The 16042-nt window shown below is 72.5% G+C and carries 18 protein-coding genes; 15 read left to right on the top strand and 3 right to left on the bottom strand.

The window, feature by feature from the left end:
- Positions 1 to 112 precede the first annotated feature (112 nt).
- A complete protein-coding gene (locus AB0J68_RS11270; RefSeq protein WP_355137829.1) occupies positions 113 to 892 on the top strand; it encodes a TioE family transcriptional regulator in 780 nt (259 codons plus the stop codon).
- Here AB0J68_RS11270 and AB0J68_RS11265 read toward each other — a convergent pair.
- The 3 genes from AB0J68_RS11265 to AB0J68_RS11255 form a co-directional block, all read right to left on the bottom strand.
- Complete coding sequence (locus AB0J68_RS11265) at positions 838 to 1611, bottom strand: class F sortase (protein WP_354860612.1); 774 nt, start codon at positions 1609 to 1611, stop codon at positions 838 to 840. The two genes, AB0J68_RS11270 and AB0J68_RS11265, sit on opposite strands and share 55 nt — an antisense overlap.
- Before the next feature lie 75 nt (positions 1612 to 1686).
- Entirely contained in the window at positions 1687 to 2214 is a 528-nt protein-coding gene (locus AB0J68_RS11260; protein ID WP_354860600.1) for a hypothetical protein, read from the bottom strand.
- A gap of 96 nt (positions 2215 to 2310) precedes the next feature.
- Positions 2311 to 2775, bottom strand: coding sequence for an Lrp/AsnC family transcriptional regulator (locus AB0J68_RS11255; RefSeq protein ID WP_354860599.1), 465 nt, complete (start codon positions 2773 to 2775; stop codon positions 2311 to 2313).
- A 148-nt stretch (positions 2776 to 2923) separates the two neighbouring features.
- On the opposite strand from AB0J68_RS11255, the gene AB0J68_RS11250 reads away from it, so the two are divergent.
- From AB0J68_RS11250 to AB0J68_RS11185, 14 genes are all read left to right on the top strand, one after another.
- Complete coding sequence (locus tag AB0J68_RS11250; protein ID WP_354860597.1) at positions 2924 to 3826, top strand: tryptophan 2,3-dioxygenase family protein; 903 nt, start codon at positions 2924 to 2926, stop codon at positions 3824 to 3826.
- 14 nt (positions 3827 to 3840) lie between these two features.
- A complete protein-coding gene (gene kynU / locus AB0J68_RS11245) occupies positions 3841 to 5121 on the top strand; it encodes a kynureninase (protein ID WP_355137825.1) in 1281 nt (426 codons plus the stop codon).
- A complete protein-coding gene (locus tag AB0J68_RS11240; RefSeq protein WP_363937897.1) occupies positions 5118 to 6455 on the top strand; it encodes an NAD(P)/FAD-dependent oxidoreductase in 1338 nt (445 codons plus the stop codon). Before kynU ends, AB0J68_RS11240 begins: the two co-directional genes overlap by 4 nt.
- Before the next feature lie 23 nt (positions 6456 to 6478).
- On the top strand, positions 6479 to 7960 hold the full coding sequence (locus AB0J68_RS11235; RefSeq protein ID WP_363937902.1) for a 2-hydroxymuconic semialdehyde dehydrogenase: 1482 nt from the start codon (positions 6479 to 6481) through the stop codon (positions 7958 to 7960).
- A gap of 20 nt (positions 7961 to 7980) precedes the next feature.
- On the top strand, positions 7981 to 8778 hold the full coding sequence (locus AB0J68_RS11230; protein WP_355066179.1) for a fumarylacetoacetate hydrolase family protein: 798 nt from the start codon (positions 7981 to 7983) through the stop codon (positions 8776 to 8778).
- Positions 8775 to 9710, top strand: a complete 936-nt coding sequence (locus tag AB0J68_RS11225; protein WP_363937895.1) for an acetaldehyde dehydrogenase (acetylating) — start codon at positions 8775 to 8777, stop codon at positions 9708 to 9710. The genes AB0J68_RS11230 and AB0J68_RS11225 overlap by 4 nt, the downstream gene beginning before the upstream one ends.
- Positions 9707 to 10765: a 4-hydroxy-2-oxovalerate aldolase gene (gene dmpG, locus AB0J68_RS11220; protein WP_355137819.1), complete on the top strand. Its 1059-nt coding sequence runs from the start codon at positions 9707 to 9709 to the stop codon at positions 10763 to 10765. The genes AB0J68_RS11225 and dmpG overlap by 4 nt, the downstream gene beginning before the upstream one ends.
- Positions 10762 to 11535, top strand: a complete 774-nt coding sequence (locus AB0J68_RS11215) for a fumarylacetoacetate hydrolase family protein (protein ID WP_355137817.1) — start codon at positions 10762 to 10764, stop codon at positions 11533 to 11535. Before dmpG ends, AB0J68_RS11215 begins: the two co-directional genes overlap by 4 nt.
- On the top strand, positions 11532 to 11954 hold the full coding sequence (locus AB0J68_RS11210) for a RidA family protein (RefSeq protein WP_355137815.1): 423 nt from the start codon (positions 11532 to 11534) through the stop codon (positions 11952 to 11954). The genes AB0J68_RS11215 and AB0J68_RS11210 overlap by 4 nt, the downstream gene beginning before the upstream one ends.
- Entirely contained in the window at positions 11951 to 12475 is a 525-nt protein-coding gene (locus AB0J68_RS11205) for a 3-hydroxyanthranilate 3,4-dioxygenase (protein WP_355137813.1), read from the top strand. Before AB0J68_RS11210 ends, AB0J68_RS11205 begins: the two co-directional genes overlap by 4 nt.
- Entirely contained in the window at positions 12475 to 13482 is a 1008-nt protein-coding gene (locus AB0J68_RS11200) for an amidohydrolase family protein (RefSeq protein ID WP_355137811.1), read from the top strand. The genes AB0J68_RS11205 and AB0J68_RS11200 overlap by 1 nt, the downstream gene beginning before the upstream one ends.
- A 308-nt stretch (positions 13483 to 13790) precedes the next feature.
- Positions 13791 to 15254, top strand: a complete 1464-nt coding sequence (locus AB0J68_RS11195; protein ID WP_363937890.1) for an amidase — start codon at positions 13791 to 13793, stop codon at positions 15252 to 15254.
- Positions 15255 to 15326: 72 nt separating this feature from the next.
- Positions 15327 to 15623, top strand: coding sequence for a hypothetical protein (locus AB0J68_RS11190; RefSeq protein WP_354860609.1), 297 nt, complete (start codon positions 15327 to 15329; stop codon positions 15621 to 15623).
- Positions 15610 to 16017, top strand: a complete 408-nt coding sequence (locus AB0J68_RS11185) for a DUF5130 family protein (RefSeq protein ID WP_354860579.1) — start codon at positions 15610 to 15612, stop codon at positions 16015 to 16017. The genes AB0J68_RS11190 and AB0J68_RS11185 overlap by 14 nt, the downstream gene beginning before the upstream one ends.
- The last annotated feature ends 25 nt before the right edge of the window (positions 16018 to 16042 follow it).

The following is a 16042-nucleotide window of genomic DNA, read 5'->3' as shown; positions in this document are numbered from 1 at the left end:
CTCGCCGAGCGCGAGCAGCGTCGGCGAGCCGGCAAGCAGGTCAACAAGGGTGGTCATTGCATCAACCGTATCGTTGCACCAGCGGTGGAGACTTCAGACCGATGGAGCGCGGGTGACAACCACAAAACCCTCAAAGCCCGGGGTACGCCGACCGGTCGATCTCGCGCGCCGGCACGGACTGTCGGCGCAGGCCGTCCGCAACTACGAACGGGACGGCGTGCTGCCACCTGCCGAGCGCACCGCGACCGGGTACCGCCGGTTCACCGAGGTGCACGCCACAGCACTGAGCGCCTACCTCGCGCTCATCGTCGGTCACGGTCACGCGGCCAGCGGCGACATCATGCGCGCCGTCAACCGGGGCGAGATCGACACGGCGTTGCGCACGATCGACAGCGGTCACGCGCTGCTGCAACGCGATCGGGAGACCCTGGACGCGGTCGAGGCGGCGGTCACCACTCTCACCGCGAGGGAGCCCGCGCCGCAGGGCCGGAGAGCCGTGCCGATCAGCGTGCTCGCACACCGGCTCGGCGTACGACCCGCGACCCTTCGCAAGTGGGAGGCGGCCGGAATTCTGCGGCCGGAGCGCGACCGGGTGACCCGCCACCGCGTCTACTCGCCCGACGACGTCCGGGACGCGGAACTCGCCCACCTGCTGCGCCGGGGCGGGTATCGGCTCGACCACATCGCCGACGTGCTGCGACGGGTACGCGACGCCGGTGGCGCCGAACCGCTCGCCGCGTCGCTCGGCCAGTGGCGCCGACGGCTCACCGAGCGCGGTCGGGCCATGCTCACCGGGGCCGCCCGGCTCGCCGAGTACCTCGACGCCGGCGCCGGCGATCAACCACCACGGGCCTTGACCAGCGAGGCGAAGACCACCAGGTTGTCCGAGTAGCCCCTCTCGCCGCCCACCCACCGGCCGCCGCAGGTGATCAGCCGCAGGCTGGGGCGGCTGAAGTCGCCGTACACCTCGTCCACCGGCAGTCGGTCCTTGTCGAACCGCTCCATCGAGTCCACCTCGAAGACCGCGACCCGGCCGTCGGAGCGGGTGACCTCGATTTGGTCTCCCGCGCGCAGTTCCCGGAGCTGGTGAAAGACGGCCGGGCCGGTGGTGGTGTCCACGTGTCCGACGATCACCGCCGGCCCGTACTGGCCGGGGGTGGGGCCCTGGTCGTACCAGCCGGCCTCCTGGGCGCGGCCCACGTCGGGCACGGCGATGGTGCCGTCCGGGGCGAGGCCCACGTCGTGCAGCGGAGCCCGCAGGTCGATCTTGCTGATCGAGAGAGCGGTCGGGCGGCTGGCCGGCAGCACCGGGAACTTCTTCGGCGGCGGCCGCAGGCCGGCGCTGATCCGGTCCGGCAGCAGACTCACCCCGGTCACCTGCTCGACGCCGAGCATCGCCACGATCAGCACCATCAGCGTGGCCACGGCCAGGACCGGCAGTCCCGGCCCGGTGCCGAGCCGACGCCGGAGCAGCGGCGACCCGGCGGGACGGCTCGGCGGCAGCGGGCGGGCGTCCGGATCAGTGGTGGCGACGCTGGCGGACACCGCCTGTCCGGCGACCCGGCGCAGCCGAACCGAGACCCGGGCCACCAGCCGTCCGGAGGCGCGCAGGGCCGCTGCGGCCCGGAGGCGGGCACGGTGGTCCGACCGCGCACGCGCGGATCTGCGGGTCATGGCAGGTCCGGCTCAGGAGCCGGCTCCGGTCCGACGCCGACCGCCCACCATGCCGAGCGCGACCGCGGCGGCCACCACTGCCACGCCGCCGACGACCAGGATCGATCCGATGCCCCGGCCGCCCGCGGTGCCGCCGCCCCCCGTCGCCGGCCCCTTGCTGGGCGAGGCCATGTTCAGCACGGTCAGCATCGTCTGGGCCGTCTGGTTGTTCTGGCACCGCAGGTCGACCTGGTAGTCACCGGGTTCCTTGTTGCCCGGAACGGTGACCTCCCCCTTGAGGAAGCCGTTGTCCGGTCTGAGCACCACGCGCCCGAACGCGTCGGACTGCACGGTGGCCTGTCGATTGTTGCTGTTGTTGTTGTCGCAGCTCGCGCGGATCGTGACCCGGCTGCCCGCCGGGACGCTGTTCGGCGTCACCTCGACGAAGGTGTTCTCACCGGCACGCGCCGGTGCGACCGACAACAGGACGAACGCCCCGATGAGCCCCACCAGTGCCAGTGCGGACGAGAGTGCGCGGTTGATCGTGCGAAGTCCCTGCATGATTTCCCCCCAACCGGCGACGACCGCCGGAACCCTCCCCTGGGCACGCGGGCTGAGTTCCCGTTGGCCCGGAGGCAAACCAGCGGGCGGGCAGGGTCAGCGGCGGCGGGAGCTGGCACCGGCGGGCGGGAGCGGGGTGATCGGCTGCCAGTCCAGCGGGGACGACAGGACCATGGTGCTCGACGGCTGCCCGTACGGGGCGAGCCGGTCGATGACCGCTTCGAAGTCGCCGATCGAGCCGGCGGCCACCTTGAGCATGCTGCACGCGTCGCCGGTGATCCGGTGGATCTGGAGAATCTCCGGCCAGCCGGACACCTCCGGGTCGTGCAGGATGCACCGCGCGCCGTAACAGGACATCCGGATCAGGGCGACCACCGTACGGCCGGCCCGGGTCAGGTCCACGTGGGCGTGGTAGCCGGTGATCACCCCGGCCTCCTCCAGCCGGCGGACCCGCTCGGCGACCGCTGGTGGGGACAGGTGCACCCGGCGGGACAACTCACTGAAGGAGAGCCGGGCGTCGGCCTGCAACTCGCGCAGCAGCGCCCAGTCCATGTCGTCCACGCTCGAACCTTACTTTCGTGAACCGGATTCGCCCAGCTGCCTTCGGTTCGTCAGGTCAGGCCGACAAGTGCCGTTGATCCGGCATTCCGCAGGCCGATCCAGCCGCGAGATCATGGCGTCGGCAGCTTCGGGGGAAGGGAGACGACTGGTGGATCAGACGGATTGGCGGGCGCCGAACCGCGTCGCCACGGTACGACCGGTGACCCCGCGCCAGCGGGCAGCCCGCGCCGCGCGCAACGGCGGCGAGCCGACGCTGGAGTTCGCCGAGCTGGTGCCCTACGACGCGTACGTGCGGGCCACCGCCCTGCACCAGTTGCAGCAGCCCCTCAGCGACGACCCCGGCGAGATGTCCTTCCTCATGGTCAGCCAGATCATGGAGCTGTACTTCGGGCTGACCTGCCACGAGCTGCGGGAGACCCAGCGTCTGTTGCGTGCCGACCGGATCTGGGACGCGCTGGCCCCGCTGCGCCGCGCCACCCTGCACCTGGAAGGGCTCAACGCCGCCTGGCAGGGCCTGCGCTGGATGACCCCGGCCGACTTCAACCGGTTCCGCAACCTGCTCGGCGAGGGCTCCGGCTTCCAGTCCGCGATGTACCGGCACCTCGAGTTCCTGCTCGGGCTGCGCGACCCGGCGCTGATTCGGCCGTTCCGCAGGCAGAGCGAGGTGCACGCCGCGCTCAGCGCCGCGCTCGCCGCCCCGAGTCTCTGGGACGACGTGGTCGCGCTGCTGGCCCGGCGCGGCTTCGACCTCCCCGCCGATCTGTTGAACCGGGACGTGGCGGTCGAGCACGACCCGCAGCCGGAGGTCGAGGCGGCCTGGGTGCGGATCTACGCCGACGGCGGCCCGGACAACCACCTGCGGCTGCTCGGCGAGGCCCTGAGCGGCGTCGCCGAGGAGTTCGGCGACTGGCGGTGGAACCACGTCAAGGCGGTACAGCGGACAATGGGCGCCAAGGTTGGCAGCGGCGGCTCCGCCGGGCTGGCGTGGTTGCAGCGCAGCATGGCCCGGGTGGTCTTCCCGGAGCTGTGGTCGGCCCGCACCGCGATGTGACCGGAGAGCGAGACATGCACACCCCAGAGAGCGAGGCACACCGCCTCGACCAGGCCGACCCGGGCCACCGACACCTCTTCCACGTGCCGCCCGCCGACGGCGGCGACCACCCCGAGTCGGCGTACCTCGCCGGCAACTCGCTCGGCCTGCAACCCCGGGCCACCCGCGACGAACTCCTCGCCGACCTGGACGCCTGGGGGCGGCTCGGCGTCGAGGGGCACCTGGAGGCGGAACGCGCCTGGCTGCCGTACCACGAGCTGTTGACGGGCCCGGCCGCCCGACTGGTCGGCGCCCGGCCCGCGGAGGCCGTGGTGATGAACTCGCTCACGGTCAACCTGCACCTGCTGATGGTCAGCTTCTACCGCCCGGCCGGCGTCCGCACCCGCATCGTCATCGAGGACAGCGCGTTTCCCTCGGACAGTTACGCGGTGCGCAGCCAGGCCCGCTTCCACGGGCTGGACCCGGACGACACGGTGGTCCGGCTGCGCCCGCGTCCCGGCGAGGACGCGTTGCGCACCGAGGACGTCACCGGCTACCTGGCCGCCGAGGGTGACCGGGTGGCACTGGTGCTGCTGGGCGGGGTCAACTACCTCACCGGCGAGCTGCTGGACATCCCGGCGATCACGGCGGCCGGTCGGGCGGCCGGCGCGGTGGTCGGCTGGGACCTGGCGCACGCCGTGGGCAACGTGCCGCTCGCCCTGCACGACTGGGACGTCGACTTCGCCGCCTGGTGCTCCTACAAGTACCTGAACTCGGGGCCGGGCGCGCTGGCCGGCGTCTTCGTGCACGAGCGGCACCTCGGCGATCCCGACCTGCCGCGCTTCGAGGGTTGGTGGAGCACTGCGGCGGCGACCCGGTTCGAGATGACGCCGGTGTCCCGGCCGCCGTCCACCGTGGAGGCCTGGCAGATCTCCAACCCCCCGATCTTCGCGATGGGCCCGGTGCGGACCTCGCTGGAGCTGTTCGACGCGGTCGGCATGCCGGCGCTGCGCGCGCGCAGCCTCCGACTCACCGGCTGGCTGGAGTCACTCCTCGACGAGATCACCGCCGACCGGCCGCTGCGCGTGGTCACCCCGCGCGATCCGGCCCGCCGGGGTTGCCAGCTGTCGGTACGCGTCGGCGCCGGCAACGCCGCCGAGCTGACCAAGCGGCTGCGGCACGAGCACGGCGTCATCGCCGACGCCCGGGAGCCAGACATCGTCCGCTTCGCCCCGGTGCCGCTCTACTCCACGTACCTCGACTGTTGGCGGGCCGCCGCCGCACTCGCCGCCACCGTCGGGCCGGTGACCCCGTGACGAAGCGGCGCGACGAAGTCGCGATCATCGGCGCCGGCCTGGCGGGCTGCCTGGCCGCCTGCTTCCTGGCCCGGCGTGGCTACCCGGTCGCCCTCTACGAGCGTCGGCCGGACCCGCGTGCCGGCGCGGCCGAGCGGGGACGCTCGATCAACCTGGCGCTCTCCGAGCGCGGGTTGGACGCGCTGCGCCGGATCGGCCTGGCCGAGCAGGTGATGACCGACGCGCTGCCGATGCGCGGCCGGATGATCCACCCGGTCGAGGGGCAGCCGCAGTTCCAGTCGTACAGCGCGGCCGGTGACCGGGCGATCAACTCGATCAGCCGGGGCGCACTCAACAACGCCCTGCTGGACGCGGCCGCCGCGCTGCCCGGGGTCCGGATCGTCTTCGACCACCGGCTCGTCGGGCTCGATCCGGCCGACGGCGCCCTGAGCTTCGACACCCCGCAGGGCACGGTTGGCGCGAAGGCGTCGGTCGTGTTGGGCGCCGATGGCGCCGGCTCCGCGGTACGCGGACAACTGCTGGCGTACGGGCTGCTGCGCGAGAGCGTGGACTTCCTGGACTACGGCTACAAGGAGCTGACGATTCCGCCGCTGGGCGGCGACTTCGCCCTGGATCCGGACGCGCTGCACATCTGGCCACGGGGCACCTCGATGATGATCGCGTTGCCGAACCCGGACCGGTCCTTCACCTGCACGCTGTTCTGGCCCAACGACGGCGCCGGCAGCTTCGCGTCGCTGACCAGCCCGGCCCAGATCGAACGGCACTTCACCGAGCACTACCCGGACGTGGTCCCGCTGGCCCCGAACCTGGTCGACGACTACCAGCACAACCCGGTGGGCGTGCTCGGCACGGTGCGCAGCGCTCCCTGGCAGGTCAACGGGACTGTCGGCCTGCTCGGCGACGCGGCCCACGCCATCGTGCCGTTCTACGGCCAGGGCGCCAACTGCGCCTTCGAGGACGTCGTCGAGCTGGACCGCTGCCTCGACGAGTGTGCCGACGAGTGGTCGGCGGCGTTGCCGCTGTTCCAGCGCCGCCGGCAGGAGAACGCAGAGGCCATCGCGCAGATGGCGCTGACCAACTTCGTGGAGATGCGCGACAAGGTCGCCTCGCCGGTGTTCCAGACCCGGCGGCGGGTGGAGCACGCACTGGAACGGGCACTGCCCGGCCGGTACGTTTCCCAGTACGAGCTGGTGTCCTTCTCCACCACCCCGTACGCCGAGGTGCGCCGCCGGGTCCGCCGGCAGCACCGGGTGCTCGGCGCGGTCGCGGGTGGGGCCGCGCTGCTGCTGGTCGGCGCGATCGGCGCTGCACTGAGCCGAGGGAGGCGCGCATGACGGGCACCTGGGATCCGCGACTGATGGCCGGCCACGCGCCACGTGGCCCACAGCGGCTGCGCAACTTCGTGGGCGGCGAGTTCGTCGACGGCGGGTCGACGTTCACCAAGGTCAGCCCGGTGACCGGCGAGCCGGTCTTCGAGGTGGTCGAGGCGGAACGGTCCACGGTGGACGACGCGGTGGCCGCCGCCCGCGCGGCGCTGCGCGGGCCGTGGGGCCGGATGGGGGAGCGGGAACGCGCCGAGGTGCTGCGCCGCGTCGCGGACGAGCTGGAACGTCGCTTCGACGATCTGGTCACCGCCGAGGTCGCGGACACTGGCAAGTCCATCGCCCAGGCCCGCACGCTGGACATCCCGCGCGGCGCGGCGAACTTCCGGGCGTTCGCGGAGATCGTGGCGACCGCGCCCACTGAGTCGTTCACCACGGTCACCCCGACCGGCGGCCGGGCGTTGAACTACGCCGTGCGCAAGCCGGTCGGCGTGGTCGCGGTCATCGTGCCGTGGAACCTGCCGCTGCTGCTGCTCACCTGGAAGGTCGCCCCGGCGCTCGCCTGCGGCAACGCCGTCGTGGTCAAGCCCAGCGAGGAGACGCCCGCCTCGGCGACGCTGCTCGCCGAGGTGATGGCCGCCGCCGGCGTACCGGACGGGGTGTTCAACCTGGTGCACGGCTTCGGACCGGACTCGGCCGGCGAGTTCCTCACCCGCCACCCGGGCGTCGACGCGATCACCTTCACCGGCGAGTCGGCCACCGGCGGCGCGATCATGCGGGCCGCCGCCGACGGCGTGAAGGCGGTGAGCTTCGAGCTGGGCGGCAAGAACGCCGGCCTGGTCTTCGCCGACGCCGACCTGGACGCGGCGGTGGCCGGCTCGATGCGCTCCAGCTTCACCAACGGCGGGCAGGTGTGCCTGTGCACCGAGCGTATCTACGTGCAGCGCCCGGTCTTCGAGGAGTTCACCGCCCGGCTGGCGAAGCGGGCCGGCGAGCTGGCGTACGGCTGGCCGACCGACGAGGCCACCGCCACCATGCCGCTCATCTCCCCGCAGCACCGGGCGAAGGTGCTCGGCGCGTACGAGCTGGCCCGCGCCGAGGGCGCCGAGATGCTCGTCGGCGGCGGCACGCCCACCTTCGGCGACGCCCGCGACGGCGGGTCGTACGTGCAGCCGACAGTGCTCACCGGTCTCGGCCCGGACGCCCGCACCAACCGGGAGGAGATCTTCGGCCCGGTCGTGCACGTGGCGCCGTTCGACACCGAGGACGAGGCGTACGCCTTGGCCAACGGCACCGAGTACGGCCTGGCGGCGACCGTGTGGACCCGGGACGTGGGCGTCGCGCACCGGGCCGGGGTCCGGCTCGACGCCGGCATCGTCTGGGTCAACACCTGGTTCCTGCGGGACCTGCGCACGCCCTTCGGAGGGGTGAAGGCGTCCGGCATCGGCCGCGAGGGCGGCGTGCACTCGTTGAACTTCTACTCCGAACTCACCAACGTCTGCGTGGACCTGTCGTGAGCCGTAGCGAGGGAGCGGGCATGGAAGCCGACATCGAGGCCGCCAACCGGGAGCTGGCCGAGGCCCGCAGCACCGGCAAGCCGTGCCCGCCGCTGCGCGGGCGGCTGCTGCCGGAGGGCGACGTCGAGTCCGCGTACCGCGTGCAGCAGCTCCAGGCGCGGGCCTGGCAGGGCCGCGGTGAACGCCGCGTCGGCGCGAAGATCGGGTTGACCTCCCGGGCGGTGCAGGAGACCTTCGGGGTGTTCCAGCCGGACTTCGGGATGCTGACCGACGCGATGGCGGTCGGCGACGGGGTCGAGGTGCCGATCGACCGGCTGCTCCAGCCGCGGGTCGAGGCGGAGATCGCGTTCGTGCTCGACAAGGACCTCGCGGATCCGCAGATCACCACGGTCGACCTGATCCGCGCCGTCGACCACGTGCTGCCGGCGATCGAGATCGTCGACTCGCGGATCGCCGGCTGGGACATCTCCATCGTGGACACCGTCGCCGACAACGCCTCCAGCGGGCTCTTCGTGCTCGGCACCACGCCGCGCCGCCTCGCCGACGTCGACCTGCGGCTGTGCGGAATGGTGCTGGAGCACGCCGGTGAGCCGGTCTCGGTGGGCGCGGGCGCGGCCTGCCTGGGCAACCCGCTGCACGCCCTGCACTGGCTGGCGAGCACCCTCGCCCGCGCCGGTGACCCGCTGCGCGCCGGGGACGTGGTGCTCTCCGGGGCGCTCGGCCCGATGGTGCCGGTCACCCCGGGCGCCGCGTACGAGGCCCGGATCTCCGGCCTCGGCTCGGTACGGACATCCTTCAGCGACAGGGGCGGCCAGTGACCACTGACGTGGCGGTGCTGGGATCGGGAAACATCGGCACCGACCTGATGATCAAGGTGTTGCGGCTGAGCGACAGCCTGCGGATGGTGGCGATGGCCGGCATCGACCCGGCCTCCGACGGCCTGGCGCGCGCTCGCCGGCTCGGCGTCGCCACCACCGCCGACGGAGTGGACGGGCTGGTCGCGATGCCCGAGTTCGCCGACGTCGAACTGGTCTTCGACGCCACCTCGGCCGGCGCGCACCGACGCCACGACGAGGTGCTGCGCGCACACGGCCGGACGGTGGTCGACCTGACCCCGGCCGCGCTCGGCCCGTACGTGGTGCCGCCGGTCAACCTCGACGAGCACCTGCACCAACCAAACGTCAACATGGTGACCTGCGGCGGGCAGGCCACCGTGCCGATCGTCGCCGCCGTCCGCCGGGTCACCCCGGTGGCGTACGGGGAAATCGTCGCGTCGATCGCGTCGAAGTCCGCCGGGCCGGGCACCCGGGCCAACATCGACGAGTTCACCGAGACCACCGCTCGCGCCATCGAGGTGGTCGGCGGGGCGGAGCGGGGCAAGGCGATCATCGTGCTGAACCCGGCGGACCCGCCGCTGCTCATGCGCGACACCGTCTACTGCCTCTGCCCGGACGTCGACGCCGACACCGCCGCCATCGCCGCCTCCGTGGCGGACATGGTGGCGACGGTCCAGGAGTACGTCCCCGGCTACCGGCTCAAGCAGGACGTGCAGTTCGACCGCGTCGAGGCGTACGTGCCGACGCTCGGGCGGCAGCTCACCGCGTTGCAGGTGTCGGTCTACCTGGAGGTGTCCGGGGCGGGCCACTACCTGCCGGCGTACGCCGGGAACCTGGACATCATGACCTCCGCCGCGCTGCGCACCGCGGAGCGGCTGGTCGCCAGGCGTCCTTCGGAGGTGACCGCGTCATGACCGATCTCTACATCCAGGACGTGACGCTGCGCGACGGCATGCACGCCATCGCCCACCGGTACACCGTCGAGCAGGTGCGCACCATCGCCGCCGCCCTGGACGCCGCCGGGGTGGCCGCGATCGAGGTGGCGCACGGCGACGGGCTCGCCGGCTCCAGCGTCAACTACGGCCACGGCGCGGCCAGCGACGCCGAGTGGATCTCCGCCGCCGCCGAGGTGCTGACGAACGCGAAGCTCACCACCCTGCTGCTGCCCGGCATCGGCACGATCGCGGACCTGAGGGCGGCGAAGGCGCTCGGCGTGACCAGCGTCCGCATCGCCACGCACTGCACCGAGGCGGACATCTCCGCCCAGCACATCTCCTGGGCCCGGGAGAACGGCATGGACGTCTCCGGGTTTCTGATGATGTCGCACATGAACGATCCGGCCGGGCTCGCCGGGCAGGCCAAGCTCATGGAGTCGTACGGGGCGCACTGCGTCTACGTCACCGACTCCGGCGGCCGGCTGCTGATGTCCGACGTGGCGCAGCGGGTCGACGCGTACCGGCAGGTGCTCGACCCGGAGACGCAGATCGGCATCCACGCCCACCACAACCTGTCGCTCGGGGTGGCCAACAGCGTGCTCGCCGTCGAGCACGGCCGCATCCTCGGCGCCGGACCGCTCGGCTCGCCGTCCGGCCGGACCGTGCGCGTCGACGCCTCCCTCGCCGGCATGGGCGCGGGCGCCGGCAACGCGCCGCTGGAGGTCTTCGTGGCGGTCGCCGAGCTGCACGGCTGGAAGCACGGCTGCGACGTGTTCGCGCTGATGGACGCCGCCGACGACATCGTCCGCCCATTGCAGGACCGGCCGGTCCAGGTCGACCGGGAAACGCTCTCCCTGGGGTACGCGGGCGTCTACTCCAGCTTCCTGCGGCACGCCGAGCGGGCCTCGGACCGCTACGGCGTCGACGTCCGGTCGATCCTGGTCGAGCTGGGCCGCCGTCGGATGGTCGGCGGCCAGGAGGACATGATCGTCGACGTGGCACTCGACCTGGCCGGCAAGGAGCAGCAGTCATGATCGGCGTGGACATCACCGGGATCGCCGACAAGCTGGGCGCGGCGGCCGACACGGCCACCGCGATCGGTCAGCTCGCCGCCGAGACCGGTCTCGACGTGGACACCGCGTACGGCGTGCAGGCAGCGCTGGTGCAGCGCCGACTGGAACGCGGCGAGCGGCTGGTCGGGCTGAAGATGGGGCTGACCAGCAGGGCGAAGATGGCCCAGGTCGGCGTGGACGAGGTGATCTGGGGGCGGCTCACCGACGCGATGCGGGTGCCCGACGGCGGTGCCGTGGACCCGGCCGCGTACATCCATCCCCGGGTCGAGCCGGAGGTGGCGTTCCTGCTGGACCGGCTGCCGGAGCCGGGCGAGCCGGTCGGCGACTTCGCCACGGCGGTCCGCGCGGTCGCCCCGGCCATCGAGCTGATCGACTCCCGGTACGCGGATTTCCGTTTCTCGCTGCCGGACGTGATCGCCGACAACACCTCGGCCGCCGCGTTCGTGGTCGGGCCGTGGTCGTCGGTGCCGTCGGGGCTCGACAACCTGGGCGTGCTGCTGGAGGTCGACGGGCGGGTGGCCCAGGTCGGCTCGACGGCGGCGATCCTCGGCGATCCGCGGCGGGCGCTCGACGAGGGCATCCGGCTGGCCGGCCGACACGGGGTGCGGTTGCAGTCCGGCTGGGTCTTCCTGGCCGGCGCCGCCACCGCCGCGGTGCCGCTGCGTCCCGGTGCCCATGTCCGCGCCGTCGTCGAGAAGCTCGGCACGGCTTCGCTGCGGGCGTCGTCGTGACCGCCCGGGTGGTGGCCGGAAAGGCCGTGCCACGGGGGGCTTTTCCGCACGTCAAGGTCGCGGGTGGGTTCGTCTTCGTCTCCGGTACGTCGTCGCGACGGCCGGACAACAGCTTCGCCGGTGTCGAGGTCGACGCGTTCGGCACGACGAACCTCGACATCCGGGTGCAGACGCGGACCGTGATCGAGAACATCGGCGATCTGCTGCGCTCGGTCGGCGCGGACCTCACCGACCTCGTCCAGGTGACCACGTACCTGGTCAACATGAACGACTTCGGTGGTTACAACGAGGTGTGGGCGGAGTTCTTCGACGCGTCCGGACCGACCCGCACCACGGTGGCGGTGCACCAGTTGCCGCACCCGCACCTGCTCATCGAGATCCAGGCCGTGGCCCTTCTTCCCTCGGGAGGTCAGTCGTGAGTGAGATCGCCGAGCCGTTCAGCTTTCCGGGCTGGATCGCGGAGAACCAGCACCTGCTGAAGCCGCCGGTGGGCAACAAGGAGATGTTCCCCGGCGGGGACGACTTCATCGTGATGGTGGTGGGCGGGCCCAACCAGCGCACCGACTTCCACGTGGACCCGTACGAGGAGTTCTTCTACCAGGTCAAGGGCAACATGCACATCAACCTGATGACCCCCGAGGGTCCGCGTACGGTGCACGTGCGCGAGGGTCAGATGTGGATGCTGCCGCGCAACACCCCGCACTCGCCGCAGCGACCGGAGGCCGGCTCGATCGGTGTGGTCGTCGAGCGCGTCCGCGAGGAGGGCACGCTGGAGACGTTCCAGTGGTACTGCCCCGAGTGCGGAAACCAGGTGCACGAGGTGGAGTTGCAGGTCCGCGACATCGCGGCCGACCTGCCGCCGGTGTTCCAGGCGTTCTACGCGGATGAGCAGGCACGCACCTGCGCCAACTGCGGCACTCTGCACCCGGGCAAGGGCTGATGCCCGCTGGTGTCGTCGACGTGCACACGCACGTCGTACCGAAGGGGTGGCCGGACCTCGGCGCGGCGTGCGGCGGGTCCGGCTGGCCCTGGTTGCGGGTCGACTCCGAGCGCGCCGCCATGATCATGGTGGGGGAGACGGAGTTCCGTCCGGTCGGCGCCGAGTGCTGGGACGCGTCGACGCGGCTGGCCGACATGGACGCCGACGGCGTGGCCGTGCAGGTGGTGTCGCCGACGCCCGTCTTCTTCAGCTACGACCGTCCGGCCGACCAGGCGGTGAAGGTCGCCCGGATCTTCAACGACCTCACCCTGAAGGTCACCGCGGCCGGCGGTGACCGGCTGGTGCCGTTCTGCCAGGTGCCCCTGCAGGACCCGGACGCCGCCTGCGCCGAGCTGGATCGCAGCCTGGCCGCCGGGCACGTCGGCGTGGAGATCGGCAACCACGTCGGCGACCGGGATCTGGACGACGCCGGGGTGGTCACCTTCCTGCAGCACTGTGCCGAGGTGGGTGCGCCCGTCTTCGTCCACCCGTGGGACATGCCGGACGGCCCGCGTCTGAACCGCTGGATGGCCCGGTGGCTCACCGGGATGCCCGCCGAGACGCACCTGTCGGTGCTGGCGATGATCCTGGGCGGCGTCTTCGACCGGGTGCCCGAGACGCTGCGGATCTGCTTCGCGCACGGCGGCGGCAGCTTCCCGTTCTGGCTCGGCCGCGCCGACAACGCCTGGCACCGACGTGGTGACCTGGTTCGGGGCGCGTCCGTCGCCCCGCCCAGCAGTTACGTCGACCGGTTCAGCGTCGACTCGGTGGTCTTCGCGCCGCCCGCGCTGCGGCTGCTGGTCGACACGATGGGGGAGGACCGGGTGCTGGTCGGCAGCGACTACCCGTACCCGCTGGGGGAGCGGCCGGCCGGTGCGGTCGTCGACGCGGCCGACTTCCTCACCGACGCCCAGCGCGACAAGCTCCGATCCACCAACGCCCTGCGCTTCCTGCACGGGCGGCGCTGACGGCGTACCCGTGGTAGTGCCCCCGGACGACGGACGGCCGCGACGGGCCGACGGACCCTGTTCTGTTGCCTTTGCTCTGCTTCAATCCACGCAACACCACGTGTCCGATAAACGGACATCGGCTGTTGCCTCCGTTGAAGCAGAGCAAAGGACGCCGGCAGGAGTCGGCCCGCCGCCGGGCGGGCGACCGGTGAGGGGGGTTGCCTCCCGACACGGCCGGTTCGGTATCGGGAGCAGTACCCTCCGCCGCGAAGGGCGACCGCCGTGTCGACCCGCCGACAGCCGCTCCCACCGGGCAGGATGAGGACATGGCCGAGCCGCACGACCTGACCGCGCTGGAACAGGCCGCCGCCATCGCCCGCGGCGAGCTGTCCAGCGTCGAGCTGGTCGAGCACTCCCTGCGCCGGGTGGCGGCGCTCGGCGACACCGTGGGCGCGTTCGTCACCGTCACGCCGGACCTCGCCCGGCAGGCCGCGCGCGCCGCCGACGCGGTGCCCGTCGAGGGGCGCGGCCCGCTGCACGGCGTGCCGACCGCGATCAAGGACCTCACTCTCACCGCCGGGGTACGCACCACCTTCGGCTCGGCGGCGTTCGCCGACTTCGTCCCGCCGGTCGACGCCGACGTGGTCCGGTTCATCAAGGCCGCGGGCCTCGTCAGCCTCGGCAAGACGACCACCTCCGAGCTGGGCTGCTCGCTCTACTCGGAGGGCCGTGTCGCACCGCCGGCCCGCAATCCGTGGCAGCTCGCGTACACCGCCGGTGGGTCCAGCGGCGGCGCGGCGGCGGCGGTCGCGGCCGGGCTGGTGCCGATCGCGCAGGGGTCCGACGGCGGCGGCTCCCTGCGCATCCCGGCGTCGCTCTGCGGCCTGATCGGCTACAAGCCCAGTCGTGGCGTGGTCTCCGGCGGGCCGCTCGGCTCCGGCGCGTTCGGGCTGCCCACCAGCGGTCCGCTCGGGCGGACCGTCGCCGACGTCGCCGCGCTGCTCGACGTCATGGCCGTGCCGGTGCCGGGCGAGCCCTACCTGCCGCCGCCCGCGCCGCCCGGTGGATACCTGACCGCCGCCCGCCGGGCCGAGCCCGGCCGGCTGCGGATCGGCCGCTTCACCACGCCGATGCTCGCCGACGAGCCGGTGCACCCCGACTGCGTGGCCGCCGTCGACCGGGCCGCCGCCCTGCTCACCACCGCCGGCCACGAGGTGGTCGAGGTGCCGCCGCCGCTCGGGCCCCAGGCGTGGCCGCTGTTCGAGATCATCTGGTACGTGCTGGCACTCGCCCCCGTGCCCCCGCACCGCGAGGCGGAGCTGCTGCCGCTGACCCAACTGCTGCGGGCCCGGGGCGCCAGCGTCTCCGCGGGCGCGCTGGCCGCCACCCTCGGCGAGCTGCAGGCGCAGGTACGTCTCGGCGCCGCCCGCACCGCCGGCTGCGACCTGCTGCTCTGCCCCACCCTGGCCGCACCGCAGGCACCCGTCGGCTGGTTCACCGCCGACGGCGACCCGGCGGCCGATTTCGACCGGCAACGCCGCTTCTCGCCCTACTGCGCCATCTTCAACGTCACCGGCGATCCCTCCATGTCCCTGCCGGTGGGCGCCACGGCCGACGGCCTGCCCGTCGGGGTGCTCCTCACCGGCCGGTACGGCGACGACGCGCGGCTCATCGCGACCGCTGCGCAACTGGAGCACGCCAGTGACGGATGGGATCGGCACCCCGCAATCTGGCGGGCCGTCGACTCCGCTAACGTGAATGGTGACGGAGTTGGCCGGTCACCATCATGATCGTCCATCCGACCCGATTGTTCGAGGTCCTTCTTCCGCCTGGGGGCGTTGGGATTGTCTGTTACCGAGACGTTGCTGGTCTTCGTCGGCATCCCGGTGGCCGCGGTGCTGGTCATCGCCGGCCTGTCGTACGCCGGTAGCCGCGGGAGTGCCACCGGCGGTGGCGGTGGCGCCAAGCGCTACCGGCCGGGCCGGCCCTTCGACTTCACTCCGGTCTGGTTCCTGGGCCGCCCGGAGCAGCTGGCCGACTCGGCCGGCACCGCGCTGACCGCGGGGGCGCAGGCGCCCGCGCTGACCAGCCACAAGCTAGAGCAGGCCAGCGTCGAGGCGCCGGCCGGTGGAACCGGAGGCGCAAGTGACCGTTGGTGAGAAGCAGACCGGGACGGAGAATCCGCCCGAGGTGCTGGACGGGCCGTTCTCGACCCGCCAACTGCTGCGCATCGACGAGGCCCTGCGCCTGGCCGACCAGGGCACCGGCCTGGTCTTCTCGGTGTTCGTCGGCGGCCTCGACGAGCCGATCCGTGAGCACGCCCAGCGGCTGCACCGCCAGCTCGCCGAGCCCGACAAGTCGGTGCTGATCGCCGTGTCGCCCAACCAGCGCCAGCTGGAGATCGTCACCGGGCGGTACGCCCGCAAGCGCATCCCCGACACGTACGCCAAGCTGGCCGCGCTCTCCATGGCCGGCGCGTTCAGCGGCGGCGACCTGGCCGGCGGCATCATCAACGGCCTCGACCAGCTCGCCAGCCACGCCGGCAAGGGCTGAGCCCTTTCTCGTACGTCGAAGCCCG

Origin of the sequence: Micromonospora sp. NPDC049580, assembly GCF_040675595.1 — a bacterium.
Taxonomy (GTDB): Bacteria; Actinomycetota; Actinomycetes; order Mycobacteriales; family Micromonosporaceae; genus Micromonospora.
This window is presented reverse-complemented; position numbering and strand designations above follow the sequence as displayed.